This window comes from Alkalihalobacterium alkalinitrilicum (assembly GCF_002019605.1).
GTDB lineage: Bacteria > Bacillota > Bacilli > Bacillales > Bacillaceae_F > Alkalihalobacterium > Alkalihalobacterium alkalinitrilicum.
On record NZ_KV917368.1, the window covers coordinates 4,463,854 to 4,479,605 of the forward strand.

A 15,752-nucleotide genomic window follows, 5' to 3' on the forward strand; every position below is an offset into this window, starting at 1 on the left:
ACAAAAAAATCCTTTACAATGGAAGTACAGGTGGTTCCTGTCCAAATCCAAAAGTAAAGGATATCAGCTATGGACAAGAATACACAATTATCTTCATTTGGTAAATGGGTTGCGCCCATAAATATAAAACTTTTTGATGAACAATTTGAAAAGTATCAACTTGATAAGTACACAAAGAAGCTAAAAACACTCTCTTTTACTAAGCTTTTTCTTTATGCTCACTTAAATCAAATGGAAAGTCTCCATGATCTTAATACAGCACTGGCTGATGAGAAGTTACAGAAAGAACTTGGATTTAAATCAATCAGTGTCTCTCAGCTTTCTCGTAAGAATAGAGCGATAGACCCTGAGTTTTTATCAACTATCTTTCTTGAACTTGTACGTTTGATTCACCTCAAGACAGAGAAACGAAAAGCCATCCGACCGATTAAAATCATTGACTCTAGTACGATGCCACTCAATCTTACTCGTTGTCAGTGGGCCAAATTTCGAAAGACTAAAGCTGGCGTGAAACTTCACCTTAGGTTAGTTTACGTGGATCAGGAATTGGAATACCCAGAAAAAGCCATTATCACAGATGCTTCGGAACACGACCGAAACCAACTTGAAATACTCGTTGATGATAAAGACGCCATGTACGTGTTTGACCGCGGGTATGTTGATTATGAACGATTTGATCGTTATACAGATGATGGTATCTTTTTCCTATCCAGACTAAAGAAAAACGCAGTTATTCGAGAGGTTGAAACGTTTAACATTCCAGAAGGTAGCCCAGTAACTTCAGACAAAATGGCCTATATCGGCACAACACAAAAGCGATGTGAAAATATGTTTCGTATTATTGAAACCGTTGATTCAAAAGGACAATTACTACGCTTGATTACCAATCGCTTCGATTTAACAGCTGAAGAAATTGGAGATCTATACCGTTCAAGATGGGCAATTGAGCTCTTTTTCAAGTGGTTAAAACAACATGTAAAAATCAAAACTTTTTTCGGCTATAGTGAAGAAGCAGTTCACAATCAACTATTTTTAGGGCTTATTACGTACTGCCTTAATGTACTTATCAACTTGAAACCAAAAGTAAGCAAACACTTTTACAGATCACTCGATGGTTGAAGAGAACTTTATGGCGTCCAGTCCATGTATGGTTCAGTTATATTAGTCCCAAAGGAATTCCGTAAGAACTTTACTAGCTGACCGTCACTTAAGAACTAAATGTATAATTTTACCAAATGGACAGTACCACCTTTCGCTTGGTGTTGTCTTTTTAGCTCATTTGCCACGAAGTGCAAAATACAGAATATTCTAACTTATAGAATGCAGTTTTATGCAACACTAGTGACTTTTGATATTTGTTGTACGGAAAGTACAGGTTGTTGGTTCATAATATTCACCTCGTATTTCTTACTTCTAGTGTATTAGTTAAATAGTACACTAGGAGTAAAGAGATTGTAAATAGAAAAAAATGGATTTTTCAGTGGATTTATCTATTTTAACCTCAAATTAAATCTCCTTAGTTTAATTTTGATCCGACTTGAATATGTATGATAGTACTGAGAGTTGATGGGAGGAGTTTAACTTGAAGAAAATTCTCCTTTTTTGCGATCCAGGTGTGGATGATTCATTAGCGATTATGTATGCCTTGCTGAATCCAAGGATAGAGGTAGTAGGGATTGTTTCAAGTTATGGAAATGTCAAACAAGAACAAGCGACGAACAATGCGGCATACTTACTTCAACTAGCAGGAAGAGAGGACATTCCATTGATCGGTGGAGCTAAAGGTCCTCTTTCTGGAGAGATTACCGTTTATTATCCTGAAATTCATGGTCCAGAAGGATTAGGTCCGATCAGTCCACCAGAGACGCTTGTTGGTGAATTATTAAACTTTGATCGAGTTTTTGAAATTATTGATGAACATCAAGGAGCTCTTACTATTGTTGAAGTAGGAAGAGCGACTTCGTTAGCTATCGCTTTTATTCTTGGTGAAGAAAAGATGAAAAACGTCGAAGAATTCTTTATTATGGGGGGAGCTTTTTTAGTACCAGGTAATGTTACCCCAGTAGCTGAAGCAAATTTCCATGGTGATCCAATCGCAGCAAATTTAGTGTTAGCCAAAGCAAGAAATGTTACGGTCGTTCCTTTAAACGTTACCAATCAGTCAATTATCACATCCGAAATAATTGGAATGATTACTCGATTTTCTTATAATCCCTTTACACCTTTAATCGAGCCTATCTTTGAATTTTACGCAGATGCTTATCGAGAGTTAGTTCCAGGTATTACTGGAGCTCCACTGCATGATGTCGTTACTTTGAGTGCCCTAGTCAATAACGACTTATTACAGTATGTTACACGTACGGTAACTGTTGAAATTCTAAATGAAACAAGAGGTCAAAGTGTAGCTGATTTTCGTCCAGGATGGGTAGCAGAACCAACAACTGTGTTGCACAGAATAGGGTTGGAACTAAACTATCAAATGTTTATTAATGACTTTTACGATACAATGACGAACCCTTTATCCCGCAACAACTGGCAGTAACAACTAAATGAACACAGACTAAATACCCGCATCGTGTGGGCCTTAATTAACCATCAGTGGGGTAGAGGAAAAACTTAATTGATGGAAGTTTTACTTTATAAAAGAAATCTCTTTTTAATTTTTAAATACATGAGGTATGATAAGTATAAAGGCAGAAAGTGTTAGGGTGATAGTTTAATGAATGAACAGCAAGCTAATGAGTTATTTGAACAGCTTAGAAGTGGGGCTCAGCAAAAGGTTGTAGTTTCTAAAGAAAACTTTATGGTTTTTCGTGCTCAATGGGTTCAACAAAGCGATCGAGAAGCCTTTATAGGAAGCGCAGATAAAGGTGGAAATGTTTCATACGAATACGTAGCACAACAAGAAGGACAGAGTTAATTTAATTCTGTCCTTCTGTTAATTTTTGAGCTAAATTACTTTGAGAGAAAGATGGGTGTTTCGTTTGTTTCGGTAGGTATACAGTGAATGTCGATCCCGATCCTTTCATACTTGAGACCTCGATACGGCCACCTAATAATGCCATAAGTTGGAAACGAAGCATGAGCCCTAGACCAGTTCCTTTTTCTTTTAAAGAATAAAATGGTGTACCGATACGATCTAATTCGAGCTCAGACATGCCAATGCCTTCGTCACTCACTTCAATTGTTACATATTTTTTTGATATTTTGGCGATAATCGAAATAGTCCCACCATTTGGCATGGCTTCAATACCGTTAATTATAATATTACGTAGCGTTTGTTTAAGTTTTTCTACATCTGTAAGCAATTCACCATTTTTCTTAATCGAAACGTTTATGCTTACGTTATTTAATTTACAGTTAGTAGATAGTTCGTTGCAAACTTGGTTTAAAAGATCATCTAGTTGGGTTGCTGAAAGATGGACTTTACTTGGATGTGCTATTTCAATGTACTCATCAACGATCTTTTCAACTAATAGAATTTCACGATCTACTAATTCAGCGTACTGCTTTTCTTTAGTTGTTAAGCCTTTCTCCCTGATAAGTAATTGGAGAAAGCCTTTTGCAGATGTTAAAGGGTTTCTAATCTCATGGGCAACCGATGCCGTTAAATCGGTTACTGCTTGGAGTCGGTCTGTTTGCCTTAAATAATTTCGTTTACGGACTCTATATAATAGTCCATCGATTAATTTAATGGTGATGAAAAAAACGATTAAATGAATGACGATTTGAATAATAACAAATTTCGCATAAGTGAGGATAACGAACTCGGTTTGGAAAGCAGTAAAAACAACGATTCCTACAGTAAATATTAAGAAACCAAGGCAAAATGTAAAAATTATTGATAAATTTAAGATCAAACGATAAGTGTATTTCTTTATTTTGCGATAAATAAAAAGAAAGCCTAAAAAAATAATCGTCTGGACGATGAGTGTTATAAAAAAACCTTCGCCTCCCAAAAAGTAACGGTATGAAATCATGCTGACCGTTGTAGCAGTAGCTGGAATAGGACCACCGTAAATAGAGGCAAGTAAAAAAGGAACAAAGCGTAAATCAAATATATATCCATGAATAAAATCAGATACTGGAAAAGTCATACAGAGAACGGAAGTGGTTGAAGAAATAATACTTAGAATGATCATATTTCTTTTTTCATAAACGTGATGGATCTTATCAATGTAAAAAGCTTGGAATAAGGAAATAGCTAGTAAAATAATAGTGAAATTAAGAAAAAAAGCACTAATTGCTGAATACAAATCAGGTAACAAAAAGATCCCTCCATTTTCATAGGGCGATAGATATAAATCCTGTATTTTTTTTAGGAGGCTATCCTACCTTATTTTAACCTTCTATAGGATAGGTTTTCCATATATTTTTTGTGTTTTATCTTTTTAGGCAAGAAGACTCCATCTGATTTGTGTTAAGGGCGTTAGCCCAACAATTCAGGTGGAGATGAATTGCCGTCAGCTGATAGGTTGAATTTCATTGATTGTTTTTAAATAATTTTTCTAACCCTTTAAGAGAACTAATGTTCGCCTATTATTTTGTTTAATGATATAATCAATATTAAATTAATCTATTGACTTGCTGGTTATAAGGCTGGTTGGAAACAAGAGTCCGATATGGGCAAAAAGAACAATCAACAATTTGTTCAAGTTCCATTTCATAAACTGATTTCTGCCATCGAAAACAAATGCCTGAAAGAAGGCATTCGTTTCAAAAAACAAGAAGAAAGCTAAACATCAAAAGCTAGTTTCTTAGATAGAGACACTATCCCTGTTTGGTCGAAGGACGATAAGACGAACTACTCATCAGTGGTAAACGTATACATTGTGGTCTGTATCAAAGTAAAACTAGACCATGTATCCACGGTGACATCAACGGCGTATTGAATATTTTGCGTAAATCAGAAGTCGTAGAGTTGATGAAAAACTCAAAGTAAAAACTCCAATCAAATCGGAAGTACAAAAACGTAAAACTGTTGCTTCGCGCATAGTTTAGTGGGTGCGTCAACCATCCATGTGTACTCGACTTGTCGGGGCTTGTAGCGCACGCCAGAGTAATCTGAGTGGTGGTTTCTTCCGCAAGGAAGAACTGCTCTTTTTCGGAAGGGTGGTGTGCAAGTGGGAAAACGATAGTTCGTCGCCAGTACCGACCAAAAACAGTGTTTGGGGAGTGTGTAACAGCACTTACTATTCAGAGCGCCAAATCGTCTTAACGAAGAGACCTGAATAGCAAACCCAAGCCCCCACTGAAATAGGAACCACAAGGTTCTTAGTGGGGGTACGTTGACGAATGATTTATTTATTTTAAAAAAGGGGGTATTGATATGACTTCACGCTTTGATCAGAAGGTCAATCGAAGAGGAACAAATTCAATGAAATGGGATGGAGTAGATCAGTTGTATAACGGTGAAAATTTATGGCCGATGTGGGTAGCTGATATGGACTTTCCAGCACCATCCGAAGTCATCGAAGCGGTTCAACAGGAAGTAAGTAGAGGAATTTACGGCTATCCTGTCCGCTCAAGTTCAGTCGATAAGGCTGTCCAATCGTGGTTGAAAAGAAGGTTTGACTGGGATGTAGAACCCAAACATCTAGTGTATACATCAGGAGTTGTACCTACATTATCACAAATCATTAAACTTTTTACGGAACCTGGTGAAAAAGTCATTATTCAACCACCTGTTTATTACCCTTTCTTTAAAGTGGTTACAAACCATGACCGAAAGTTAGTCGAAAATCCCCTTGTTTACGATGGGGATAGATATAAAATGGATTTAGAGCACTTGAAATCAGTCATCGATAAGCAGACGAAAATACTAATATTATGTAGTCCTCATAATCCTGTAGGTAGAGTGTGGACAGAGCAAGAATTACATGAGTTAGCTCAAATCTGTATCGAACACGATTTATTAATAGTGTCCGATGAAATTCATTGTGATATTGTTTTTAATGGATTGAAGCACTTGCCAACTGCTTCAATATCAGAAGAAATGAGAAATCGTACAATCACATGTATGGCTCCTAGTAAAACCTTTAATCTAGCTGGACTACAAACGTCTTACGCTGTTATCTTTAATTCAACATTGAGACGGGAATTTCAAAAACATTTAAGTCAAGAATTTATGAATATGTTCAATTCTGTTGGCACAGTTGCGATGGAAGCAGCCTATAACGAAGGTGAAAAATGGCTAGACGAATTGATTTCCTATGTAGAAGATAATGTGAGGTTCGTCCAATCATTTATCGAGGAGCATATGCCAAAGATTAAAGTGGTACACCCTGAAGGTACATATCTTTTATGGTTGGATTGCACAGATTTAGGAATGACATCTTCAGAGCGGAAGCAATGGCTGACCGAACAGGCAAAAGTTGCATTGAGCAACGGAATCGTTTTCGGTAAAGAAGGAGAACCATTCGAACGCATGAACTTAGCTTGTTCGAGGGAAACCGTATTGGAGGGTTTGAACCGATTGAAAAAAGCCTATGATGTACTAACTTAACCTCTTGCTTTTAACTGTTTCAAAATAATATTTAAAAAAATCAGAAAAAAGCAGGTATTCCTATAAAAGATGTCTAATATTACAATATGGTGATAAAATGAAATCTAATACAAAGGAGTCATCATTTATGGCCTTTGATAAGTTGTACAATGAGTTAATTGCTGAATGTAGTATGAAACTAGGCAGAAAATTGACGAAGAAAGAGCTCGAATTTATCGCATGGGTAAAAGAGCGTCAACTCGAAAAAAAATACGGTACGTTAAAAAGTTCTTAATAATTATTAATGTCGAGACTGACGCTTTCCTATGGAGTCAGTCTCTTTTACGTTCCATATAGAAGGACTTGGGCATTTTTGAAATGAATAAAGTTCATAAATAAACCAATCGGGCTGAAACCGGCATCGCAATGAAATATATGTTTTAATGATAGGTAGGAAATCGAAGAATGATGGAGGTGGATGTGGTGAAAACCTATCGATTATTTTCACTTCAAGTGTTGCAACCCCATGAAAAGGGGGTCAGCCAAATCGAAATACCTATACAAGATGGTCTTATTATAGATATGGAAGACCATGAGAAGAAGTGGCTGATTGACGCCGTTATTAACACTGATAAGGTTGGGATTTTTGAAAAATGTGACAAAGAAAATGGAAAATTGATAATTGAAGCTGTCATAACTAGTGAAAATAATTATCCAGCAACGATGGTAACAAAAATTCGTAAGATTACTCATCTGTCAGATAAAGTAAGCATACTACTCGATGGTTTAATGGTGATTAGAAAAGATGATATTATTGATGTCATTTTGGAAAGTATCATTGATGAAGGGCTAACGGGTAAAGATTTACTTCAAGAGTTTAAAATAAGAAAAGCACGTCGTGGAGAAAATGTGCAAAAAGTAGTAGAAAATGTATACAAGCAAGTAGAGGCGGATCAAGGTTTAGTCTTTAATAAGACCACGAACACGGAAGAAAACGACAAAAATAAAATATAATTGGAAAACACCTCCCAGATAATCCAACGTATAGAAAAACGGCGATGATTTATACTACAACTATTGATTGGACTTTGGGGGGAATTGTGATGGAAGAAAAAAAGACATGGGATTTAGTCTCCATAGCCTCCATCCCTTTAGTTATGACACTTGGAAATTCGATGTTAATTCCAGTATTACCTGCTATTGAGAAGGAATTAAACATATCAGCGCTCCAGGTAAGTATGATTATTACAGTGTACTCGGTTATCGCAATTATTTGTATTCCAATTGCAGGTTATTTGTCTGATCGTTTTGGTCGTAAGAAAGTCATTATCCCAAGTTTAATTATTGCAGGGGTAGGGGGCTTAATTTCAGGGTTTGCTTCTTGGCAAATCGAAAGTCCTTATACAGTCATTATTTTTGGTCGTTTACTTCAAGGCTTAGGTGCAGCTGGTGCTTCACCGATTGTAATGCCGTTAGTCGGTGACATCTTTCGGCAGGAAAGTGAAGTAAGTGAAGGTTTAGGAGTAATTGAAACATCGAATACATTTGGAAAAGTACTAAGTCCAATCTTAGGGGCACTTTTAGCTAGTTGGGTTTGGTTTATGCCTTTTTTTGCTTTTCCAGTGTTTTGTTTTATTTCAATTTTATTAATGGTGTTTCTTGTGGAAACACCAAAAAAGACTGAAAAACCTCTTTCATTTAAAGACTTTCTGCATTCTATAAAGAGAATATTTAAAAATGAAGGTCGCTGGTTATATGCGATCTTTTTAATAGGCTGTATTTGTATGTTTGTTATCTTCGGTGTTCTCTTTTATTTATCAACAATGTTAGAGGAACAACATGGAATTGATGGTGTAAAAAAAGGGATTATATTAGCGATCCCATTAGCTGCTTTGTGTCTTTCTTCCTATATAACTGGTAAAGGAATAGGTGAGGAAAAGATCAAAATGAAGTGGATGACAGTTGTTGGTATTGCTTTGCTAACCGTTTCTGTTTTTTCAATTTCGTTTTCAAAAGATATTTATGTTCTTTTAACAGCATTGTTTGCCAGTGGGATCGGTATTGGGATCGCATTACCAAGTTTAGACGCGCTAGTTACTGAAGGAATCGAGAAGGCACAAAGAGGGACAATTACATCGATCTATAGTAGTATGCGATTTGTTGGGGTCGCCTTAGGGCCACCTATCTTTGCTGTCCTTATGAAGGCATCTCATTTCTTATTATTTTTTACAAATACACTTGTATGCATCGGCGCTTTAATTACGGCTTTTGTCGCAATTAATCCGTCAGAAGATGAGTAGATAAAAATCATTCGGGTTGGGGAGAATGCAATGGGGAAGACGATCACTTTTAAAGATGAAAGAGGGTATCTCGTCGAATTAAGTTTCGAAACTAATTCGTTTACTTTACGTCCGAAACATGTTTTAGTCATATCTTACTTTGAAAATCAGTGGTTATTTATCAAGCACCCTTTGCGTGGAATTGAATTTCCAGGTGGTAAGGTGGAGCTGGGGGAAACAGTGGAAAATGCGGCAAAGCGTGAGCTGTATGAAGAAGCAGGTGCAACATTAAAAGAGCTACACTTCGTAGGGCAATATAAGGTTAATGACCCTGAGGGAGAATTTGTAAAAGGTATTTATTTCGGCATTGTTGATCAAATGATAGAGAAACAGGATTATTTAGAAACAGAAGGGCCCGTTTTAATGAGTAATTTCCCTAAAAATATAAAAGAGGATCGGCGCTTTAGTTTTATTATGAAGGACCAAGTGGTCGAACGATCATTAGAACATATAATTGAAAAATGGCCGACTGTAGCAGGGCATATGGATGAATAAATGTAGTTGGACTAAAAAAAACTTACATTTTGTCGAAGTCAATCACAATACGATAGTCCCTGAGAGGAGGGAAAGTAAGAATGAAAGATGGTGACCTGATAAAAAAGGAACGTTTACCTTCCCCTCATCCTAGGATAAGACTTTATTTTGCGACTTATATAAGTGACGGTTTAAAAGTCAAAGGATATTTAGCTGAACCAGAAACAGATGAGAAACTGCCTGGTTTTTTATATTTAAGAGGCGGTATTAAAAATGTTGGTATGCCACGGATAGCAAGAGTAATTCAATTTTCAGCAGAAGGGTTTATTGTTTTTGCACCGTTTTACCGTGGGAATAAAGGCGGAGAAGGACAAGAGGATTTTGCGGGGCATGACCGAAATGATGCGTTTAATGCGTTTTGGGTATTACACCGTCATCCACTCGTAAAGAAAAATGACATCCATTTGTTTGGGTTTTCTCGTGGAGGTGTGATGGCATTGTTAACCGCAATTGCTGTTCGGAAAGTTAGATCTGTTGTATGTTGGAATGGTGTTTCTAATATGGAACTTACATATGAAGAGCGAGTGGATTTACGTCGCATGATGAAGCGGGTCATAGGGACTCCAACTAAATTTCCCGATCGGTATCATTGGAGAACTCCTCTTAATGAAAGTGAACATATCCAAAGTCCAGTTTTAATCATACACGGGAAACAGGACGAGCATGTGTCAATTGAACATGGGTATCAACTTGAAGCTAACCTGAAAAGAAAGGGGAAAATAGTAGAGACCTGGTATTATGAAGAGTTTAATCACTATTTTCCAGAACCGTACAATCGAAATATAGTCGTGAAGTTAACGGAGTGGATGAAGAGACAACCACCTGTCAGCGAGAATAAATAAAAGGAGCCTGACAAATGTCAGACTCCTTTTTGTATTCCACCTTATACTAGTGGACCAGCACTTTTAATTTCATTAGAAACGTTATTGAATTTCTCGAAGTTTTCTTTGAATTTGCTCGCAAGTTCTTGTGCCTTTTGGTCGTATTCTTCACCATTTTCCCAAGTTAACTTAGGCTGAAGCACTTCATCTGGTACTCCAGGGCAATGAACAGGTACATTTAAACCGAAAATCGGGTCAACAGAGAATTCCGCTGAGTTTAACTCCCCTTGAAGTGCAGCTTGGATCATAGCACGAGTGTAAGCTAGGTTCATACGTTTACCTACACCGTAAGGACCTGCAGACCAACCCGTGTTTACAAGGTAAACTTGTGCATCATGCTGAGAAATTTTTTCACCAAGCATTTCCGCATAACGATGTGCTGGTAGTGGAAGGAATGGTGCGCCGAAACAAGTTGAGAACGTTGCTTCAGGCTCTGTTACTCCACGCTCAGTTCCTGCTAGTTTACTAGTGTAACCTGATAAGAAATGGTACATTGCTTGTTCTTTTGTTAATTTACTGATTGGAGGTAATACACCAAACGCATCAGCAGTTAAGAAAATGATAGTATTAGGGTGTCCAGCAATGCTCGGCATTAATGTATTAGGAATAGACTCTAAAGGATAAGCGACACGTGTATTTTCCGTTAATGATGTATCATCATAGTCTGGATTTCCAGTTTTGTCATCGAGTACTACATTTTCTAAAACAGCTCCGAAACGAATTGCATCCCAAATTTGTGGCTCTTTTTCATAAGATAAGTTTACACACTTAGCATAGCAGCCGCCTTCAACATTAAATACACCGTTGTTAGACCAGCCGTGCTCATCATCACCAATTAAATGACGGTTAGGATCCGCAGATAACGTTGTTTTTCCTGTGCCAGAAAGTCCGAAGAATAAAGCAACGTCGCCTTCTTTACCAGCATTCGCTGAACAGTGCATAGAAAGCACATCTTGTTCTGGTAACAAGTAATTCATGATTGAGAAGACCGATTTCTTCATTTCGCCAGCATATTCAGTACCACCAATTAAAACAACTCTCTCTTCGAATGAAACGATAATAAACGTTTCAGAACGAGTTCCGTCAATTTCAGGATCTGCTTTAAAGTTTGGCGCAGAGATTACAGTGAATTCTGAATCGTGAGTTTGTAATTCTTCTTGAGTAGGGCGAATAAATAATTGTTTTGCGAAAAGGTTATGCCAAGCGTATTCATTAATAACTTGAATTGGAAGACGGTAGCTTTTATCTGCACCTGCAAAACCACGAAAAACAAATAATTCTTCTTTTTCTTTTAAGTAATTCATTACTTTGTTGTATAATTTAGTGAAAACCTCTTTTTCGATCGGTTGGTTAACAGAACCCCAGTCGATTTTATCTTTTACAGATTCTTCTTTTACGATAAATTTATCTTTAGGTGAGCGTCCAGTATATTTACCAGTAGCAACACTTAATGCTCCTGCAGAAGTTAGTACCCCTTCATTTCTCATTAGTGACCTTTCGACTAATTTAGAAACAGGAAGGTCTAAATGAACATTTTCTCCTTGTAAAATATGCTCTAATTCAGTAGCGAAGCTAATTGTACTCATTGGTCACAAAACCCTCTCTTTTTTATATTTTATCCACTATGTTTGTAAGGATTAATAATTAATTTTTTATGTTGAAATTAGTATAACACATTTTATTAAATAGTCTATACTATTATTTCAATTTGTGTGCAAATAAGTTGAAAAATTATGTGTCTAAATTAATAACGTGCTATTAAAAGGATGTTTATACATTGGTGTTGCCTTTTTTCCTATTAAATAGGTTTCTTATTACGGACTTTAGAATACTTAAAATTCATAGGTTTTGATAATGTTCAATGTTAATACTGGATAGCTTATATTTCATTCGGGTGTCCAAACTTTCGCGCGATGTGCCAAAATCAACATGTAGAAAGCCAAATAATAAGGTAAATCTGTTCAGTACCCATTTTTAGTTATTTGCATAGCATAAAGTAGGAAGGAGGGGTTTGCGGTGGACAGTATTTCAATGTTGGACCTCGCGACCGTTTCAGCTGTTGTTGCTGCATTAGTAACTGTTGTCGGAAATGCCTTTAATATTGATAAGAAGTATCGAGCGTTATTAGCGATTGGTGTCGCGTGTGTATTATGGTTTATTCCTAAAGAATGGGGAAATGAATTATTAGTTGCGTTAATCATCGGTTTAACGGCGAGCGGGGTTTATAGTCAGGTGAAACCACGAGATAACCAAAATGAGTTATTACGCATGCAGCTTCGGGAAGAAGTTAGAGAAGAAGAAGAACGAAAGCGAAATCAGAACCAAAATACACCGTATTAAAACAAGGTTCTCGCTCTAACTTAGAGGCCAATGCTTCTATAAAAGAGTTGATCACGGCATGGCAAAATAAAATATTGGAATATCGCATCTTAATGGTCCTAGTAAAGAGGACTTTTTTTGTCTAGCTGCAGTCGCCAGCTCCTCGAGGACAAATAACCTATCAGGACAAAAGTTAAAGAGCGAACTTTAGCCTGCCAGAACATTTGCTGGTCGGAGCTAAACAGGCGACTTCGCTTTTCTTTGTACTTAAAATGAATAATCATCTAATTTTGCTATTGTTAAGGATAAATGTGTTTTACTAATTGAGACTTTCTACTGTCAACAGGCAATAGTTGACAACGATTACTTTGTAAGTTATGATATGACGCGAACGGATACTCTTATCCCGAGTCGGTGGAGGGACAGGCCCGAAGAAACCCAGCAACCAACACCATTAAAAAAGGTGAAAAGGTGCTAACCTGCAAAGCTTATGCTTTGAAAGATAAGAGGTTAAAGGTGATATGTCTAACCCTTTTCCTCATGAGGAAAGGGGTTTTTATGACTATATATGTCTTAAATTTATACTCACTAGGGTGAGGGAATGAGTGCCGTATCAATATTTAACACATTTTAAGGGAAGACTACCCGTAGAAGGAATAGAATTTCCTCTAAAATGTGAAAAAGGAGGATACTGTTTAATGGTAGAAAAGAAAAGTCGTCGCCTATTCACCTCTGAGTCGGTGACAGAAGGGCATCCTGATAAAATCTGTGACCAAATTTCTGATGCGATTTTAGACGCCATTTTAAAAAATGATGCGAATGCTCGTGTAGCTTGTGAAACTTCAGTCAATACGGGTTTAGTATTAGTAGCTGGAGAAATTACGACAAGTACATACGTTGATATCCCGAAGATCGTTCGTGAAACAATTAAAAATATTGGTTATACTCGTGCGAAGTATGGGTTTGATTCAGAGACGTGTGCCGTTCTTACTTCCATTGATGAGCAATCTGCTGATATTGCTCAAGGGGTTAATCAAGCACTTGAGGCGCGTGAAGGTCAGATGACGGACCAAGAAATTGAAGCAATTGGTGCAGGAGACCAAGGGTTAATGTTTGGTTATGCTGATAATGAAACGGTTGAATTAATGCCACTTCCAATTTCGTTAGCACATAAATTGTCACGTCGTTTAACCGAAGTTCGTAAAGATGAAGTTCTTCCATATTTACGTCCAGATGGAAAAACGCAAGTTACGGTAGAATACGATGAAAATGGAAAGCCAGCCCGTATTGATACAATCGTTATTTCTACTCAACATCATCCTGAAGTAACATTAGAGCAAATTCAACGAAATATTAAAGAGTATGTAATCAAACCAGTGGTTCCAGCTCATTTAATTGATGAGGAAACAAAATACTTTATTAACCCTACAGGTCGCTTCGTGATCGGTGGACCTCAAGGGGACGCTGGATTAACAGGAAGAAAAATTATCGTTGATACGTACGGCGGTTATGCTCGTCACGGTGGTGGAGCATTCTCAGGAAAAGATCCAACAAAAGTGGACCGTTCTGGAGCGTATGCGGCTCGTTATGTAGCGAAAAACATCGTAGCTGCTGGTTTAGCAGATCGTTGTGAAGTACAGCTAGCTTATGCGATTGGTGTAGCACAACCTGTATCTATTGCTGTTGATACTTTTGGTACAGGAAAAGTATCAGAGGAAGTGTTAGTGAGTCTTGTAAGAAAGCACTTTGACCTTCGTCCAGCAGGCATTATTAATATGTTAAATCTACGTCGTCCAATTTATAAGCAAACAGCTGCTTATGGACATTTTGGACGAAATGATATTGATTTACCTTGGGAGCAAACGGACAAAGCAGAACTGTTACGAACAGAAGCTTCAAAATAATAAGCTAAAAAGGAGTGGGAGACCCTACTCCTTTTTTGCATTTTAAAGAAGTTTTTTTGCTAAAGGAACAAGTACAGAAAAGACATCGACTTTCATCATTTTTGGTGGTAATGGATGTCTTTTCTAACTTTTAATGATGGGAAGAAACCAGTTTCATATCGGAATGAGACATACTATATGCTTTTTCATATTGTAAAAGTAAGTTGTCAAATATCGTTTCCCATGATTGAGACCGAGCGTACTTCCTCGCTTCATACCCCATTTGTAAGCGAAGAATTTCATCAGATAGTAGCCTTTCAATCGCTGAAATGAAAGATGTGGGACTTTTTGCTTCGCAGATAATTCCAGTTTGTTCATGAGTAACAATCTCAGTAACGCCACCGGCATTAGCTACAATTGCTGGCGTTCCAGAAGCTAGTGCTTCTAAGACGACATTCCCAAAGGTTTCTGTTGTTGAAGGGAAAACAAATAGGTCAGCTAGAGCATAAATTGAAGCTAGTTCAGAACCAGCTAGATAGCCTGTAAATGTAATGTTTTGTGTGAAGTTCTCTTTGTATTCTTGTAGAAGTGGTCCATCTCCTACATAAATCCAATGGACTTCATTTTTTATTCTTTCTGGGAGTTGCTCCATGACTGCCTGCAACGTCTCTAAGTCTTTTTCGGGCGCCATTCTGCCAACAAAAAGCAGTACATATTTCTTTTTAATATTAAATCGTTCATATAAGCTCGTATCTTTATGCTTTGGACTAAATTGAAAACAATCGACTCCTCGAGTCCATAAGTCGATATTTGTAAATCCACGTCTTACTAAATGAGCTTTCGTTTCTTTTGAAGGAACAAAGGTCATATTAAAGTGTGAATAAAACCATTTCATAAACTTCCATAGCCCTTCGGACATAAAGGTAAGTTTATAATATTTTAAATAATGATCAAAGTGGGTGTGGTAAGAACCAACCATTGGAATGTTTAGCTTTTTCCCATAGTGAAGGCCACTGAGTCCGATATTAAATGGAGTAGTAATATGAATGAGGTCAGGTTTAAAAGCATCGATCTGTTGTCGAATAGTAAACGGATTAGGAAGAGCCATGCGACATTCAGGATATAGGAAAAAAGGCAAACTGAAAAACGAGTGAATATGATGGGAGTATACATCAGTTTGCTGTATTGTTTCAGGAACAAATAGCTGATAAGGGACTTTACGGTGTTCAAAATGATGAACAAGTCGTTGTAGGGTGCGAGCTACACCATTTACTTGAGGAGCAAATGTATCGGTAAATAACGCGATTTTCAT

Annotated in this window: 13 protein-coding genes, 2 pseudogenes and 1 riboswitch; of the genes and pseudogenes, 12 read left to right on the forward strand and 3 right to left on the reverse strand. The window is 37.2% G+C overall.

Features of this window, described 5'->3' with window-relative positions; all coding sequences use genetic code 11:
* Nucleotides 1–69: 69 nt before the first annotated feature.
* The 3 genes and pseudogenes from BK574_RS21665 to BK574_RS21675 all read left to right on the forward strand — a co-directional run bounded on the left by BK574_RS21665 (nt 70) and on the right by BK574_RS21675 (nt 2,920).
* Nucleotides 70–1,184, forward strand: a pseudogene (locus tag BK574_RS21665) (IS4 family transposase).
* Nucleotides 1,185–1,582: 398 nt separating this feature from the next.
* Entirely contained in the window at nt 1,583–2,542 is a 960-nt protein-coding gene (locus tag BK574_RS21670) for a nucleoside hydrolase (RefSeq protein ID WP_078430066.1), read from the forward strand.
* A 177-nt stretch (nt 2,543–2,719) separates the two neighbouring features.
* Nucleotides 2,720–2,920 (forward strand): hypothetical protein, encoded by a 201-nt coding sequence (locus tag BK574_RS21675; RefSeq protein ID WP_075388354.1) that lies wholly within the window; start codon nt 2,720–2,722, stop codon nt 2,918–2,920.
* Nucleotide 2,921: 1 nt separating this feature from the next.
* On the opposite strand, the gene BK574_RS21680 is transcribed toward BK574_RS21675, so the two are convergent.
* Complete coding sequence (locus tag BK574_RS21680; RefSeq protein ID WP_078430067.1) at nt 2,922–4,268, reverse strand: ATP-binding protein; 1,347 nt, start codon at nt 4,266–4,268, stop codon at nt 2,922–2,924.
* A gap of 315 nt (nt 4,269–4,583) precedes the next feature.
* Between BK574_RS21680 and BK574_RS21685 the strand changes: the two are divergent.
* The 7 genes and pseudogenes from BK574_RS21685 to BK574_RS21710 all read left to right on the forward strand — a co-directional run.
* Nucleotides 4,584–5,001 (forward strand): annotated as a pseudogene (locus BK574_RS21685) (IS200/IS605 family accessory protein TnpB-related protein); the annotation flags it as partial.
* Between the two features lie 328 nt (nt 5,002–5,329).
* Nucleotides 5,330–6,505 carry a MalY/PatB family protein gene (locus BK574_RS21690; RefSeq protein ID WP_078430068.1) on the forward strand — a complete coding sequence of 392 codons (1,176 nt, stop codon included), beginning with the start codon at nt 5,330–5,332 and terminating at the stop codon, nt 6,503–6,505.
* A 127-nt stretch (nt 6,506–6,632) separates the two neighbouring features.
* Complete coding sequence (locus tag BK574_RS27935) at nt 6,633–6,779, forward strand: hypothetical protein (protein ID WP_169917361.1); 147 nt, start codon at nt 6,633–6,635, stop codon at nt 6,777–6,779.
* A gap of 188 nt (nt 6,780–6,967) precedes the next feature.
* A complete protein-coding gene (locus BK574_RS21695; protein ID WP_158211719.1) occupies nt 6,968–7,498 on the forward strand; it encodes a YwpF family protein in 531 nt (176 codons plus the stop codon).
* Between the two features lie 89 nt (nt 7,499–7,587).
* On the forward strand, nt 7,588–8,784 hold the full coding sequence (locus BK574_RS21700; protein WP_078430070.1) for a bacillibactin exporter BcbE: 1,197 nt from the start codon (nt 7,588–7,590) through the stop codon (nt 8,782–8,784).
* Nucleotides 8,785–8,814: 30 nt separating this feature from the next.
* Entirely contained in the window at nt 8,815–9,318 is a 504-nt protein-coding gene (ytkD, locus tag BK574_RS21705) for an RNA deprotection pyrophosphohydrolase (protein ID WP_078430071.1), read from the forward strand.
* Nucleotides 9,319–9,398: 80 nt separating this feature from the next.
* Complete coding sequence (locus BK574_RS21710; protein ID WP_078430072.1) at nt 9,399–10,199, forward strand: alpha/beta hydrolase family protein; 801 nt, start codon at nt 9,399–9,401, stop codon at nt 10,197–10,199.
* A 41-nt stretch (nt 10,200–10,240) separates the two neighbouring features.
* Here BK574_RS21710 and pckA read toward each other — a convergent pair whose 3' ends face one another.
* Nucleotides 10,241–11,824: a phosphoenolpyruvate carboxykinase (ATP) gene (gene pckA, locus BK574_RS21715; protein ID WP_075388361.1), complete on the reverse strand. Its 1,584-nt coding sequence runs from the start codon at nt 11,822–11,824 to the stop codon at nt 10,241–10,243.
* A 430-nt stretch (nt 11,825–12,254) separates the two neighbouring features.
* Between pckA and BK574_RS21720 the strand changes: the two genes are divergently transcribed.
* Together BK574_RS21720 and metK are read left to right on the forward strand one after the other, a co-directional pair.
* Complete coding sequence (locus tag BK574_RS21720) at nt 12,255–12,578, forward strand: hypothetical protein (RefSeq protein WP_075388362.1); 324 nt, start codon at nt 12,255–12,257, stop codon at nt 12,576–12,578.
* Between the two features lie 377 nt (nt 12,579–12,955).
* Nucleotides 12,956–13,066: riboswitch (SAM riboswitch) on the forward strand.
* 189 nt (nt 13,067–13,255) lie between these two features.
* Complete coding sequence (metK, locus tag BK574_RS21725; protein WP_075388363.1) at nt 13,256–14,461, forward strand: methionine adenosyltransferase; 1,206 nt, start codon at nt 13,256–13,258, stop codon at nt 14,459–14,461.
* Between the two features lie 130 nt (nt 14,462–14,591).
* Here the strand turns inward: metK and BK574_RS21730 are convergent, their stop codons facing one another.
* Nucleotides 14,592–15,752 (reverse strand): glycosyltransferase family 4 protein, encoded by a 1,161-nt coding sequence (locus tag BK574_RS21730; protein ID WP_075388364.1) that lies wholly within the window; start codon nt 15,750–15,752, stop codon nt 14,592–14,594.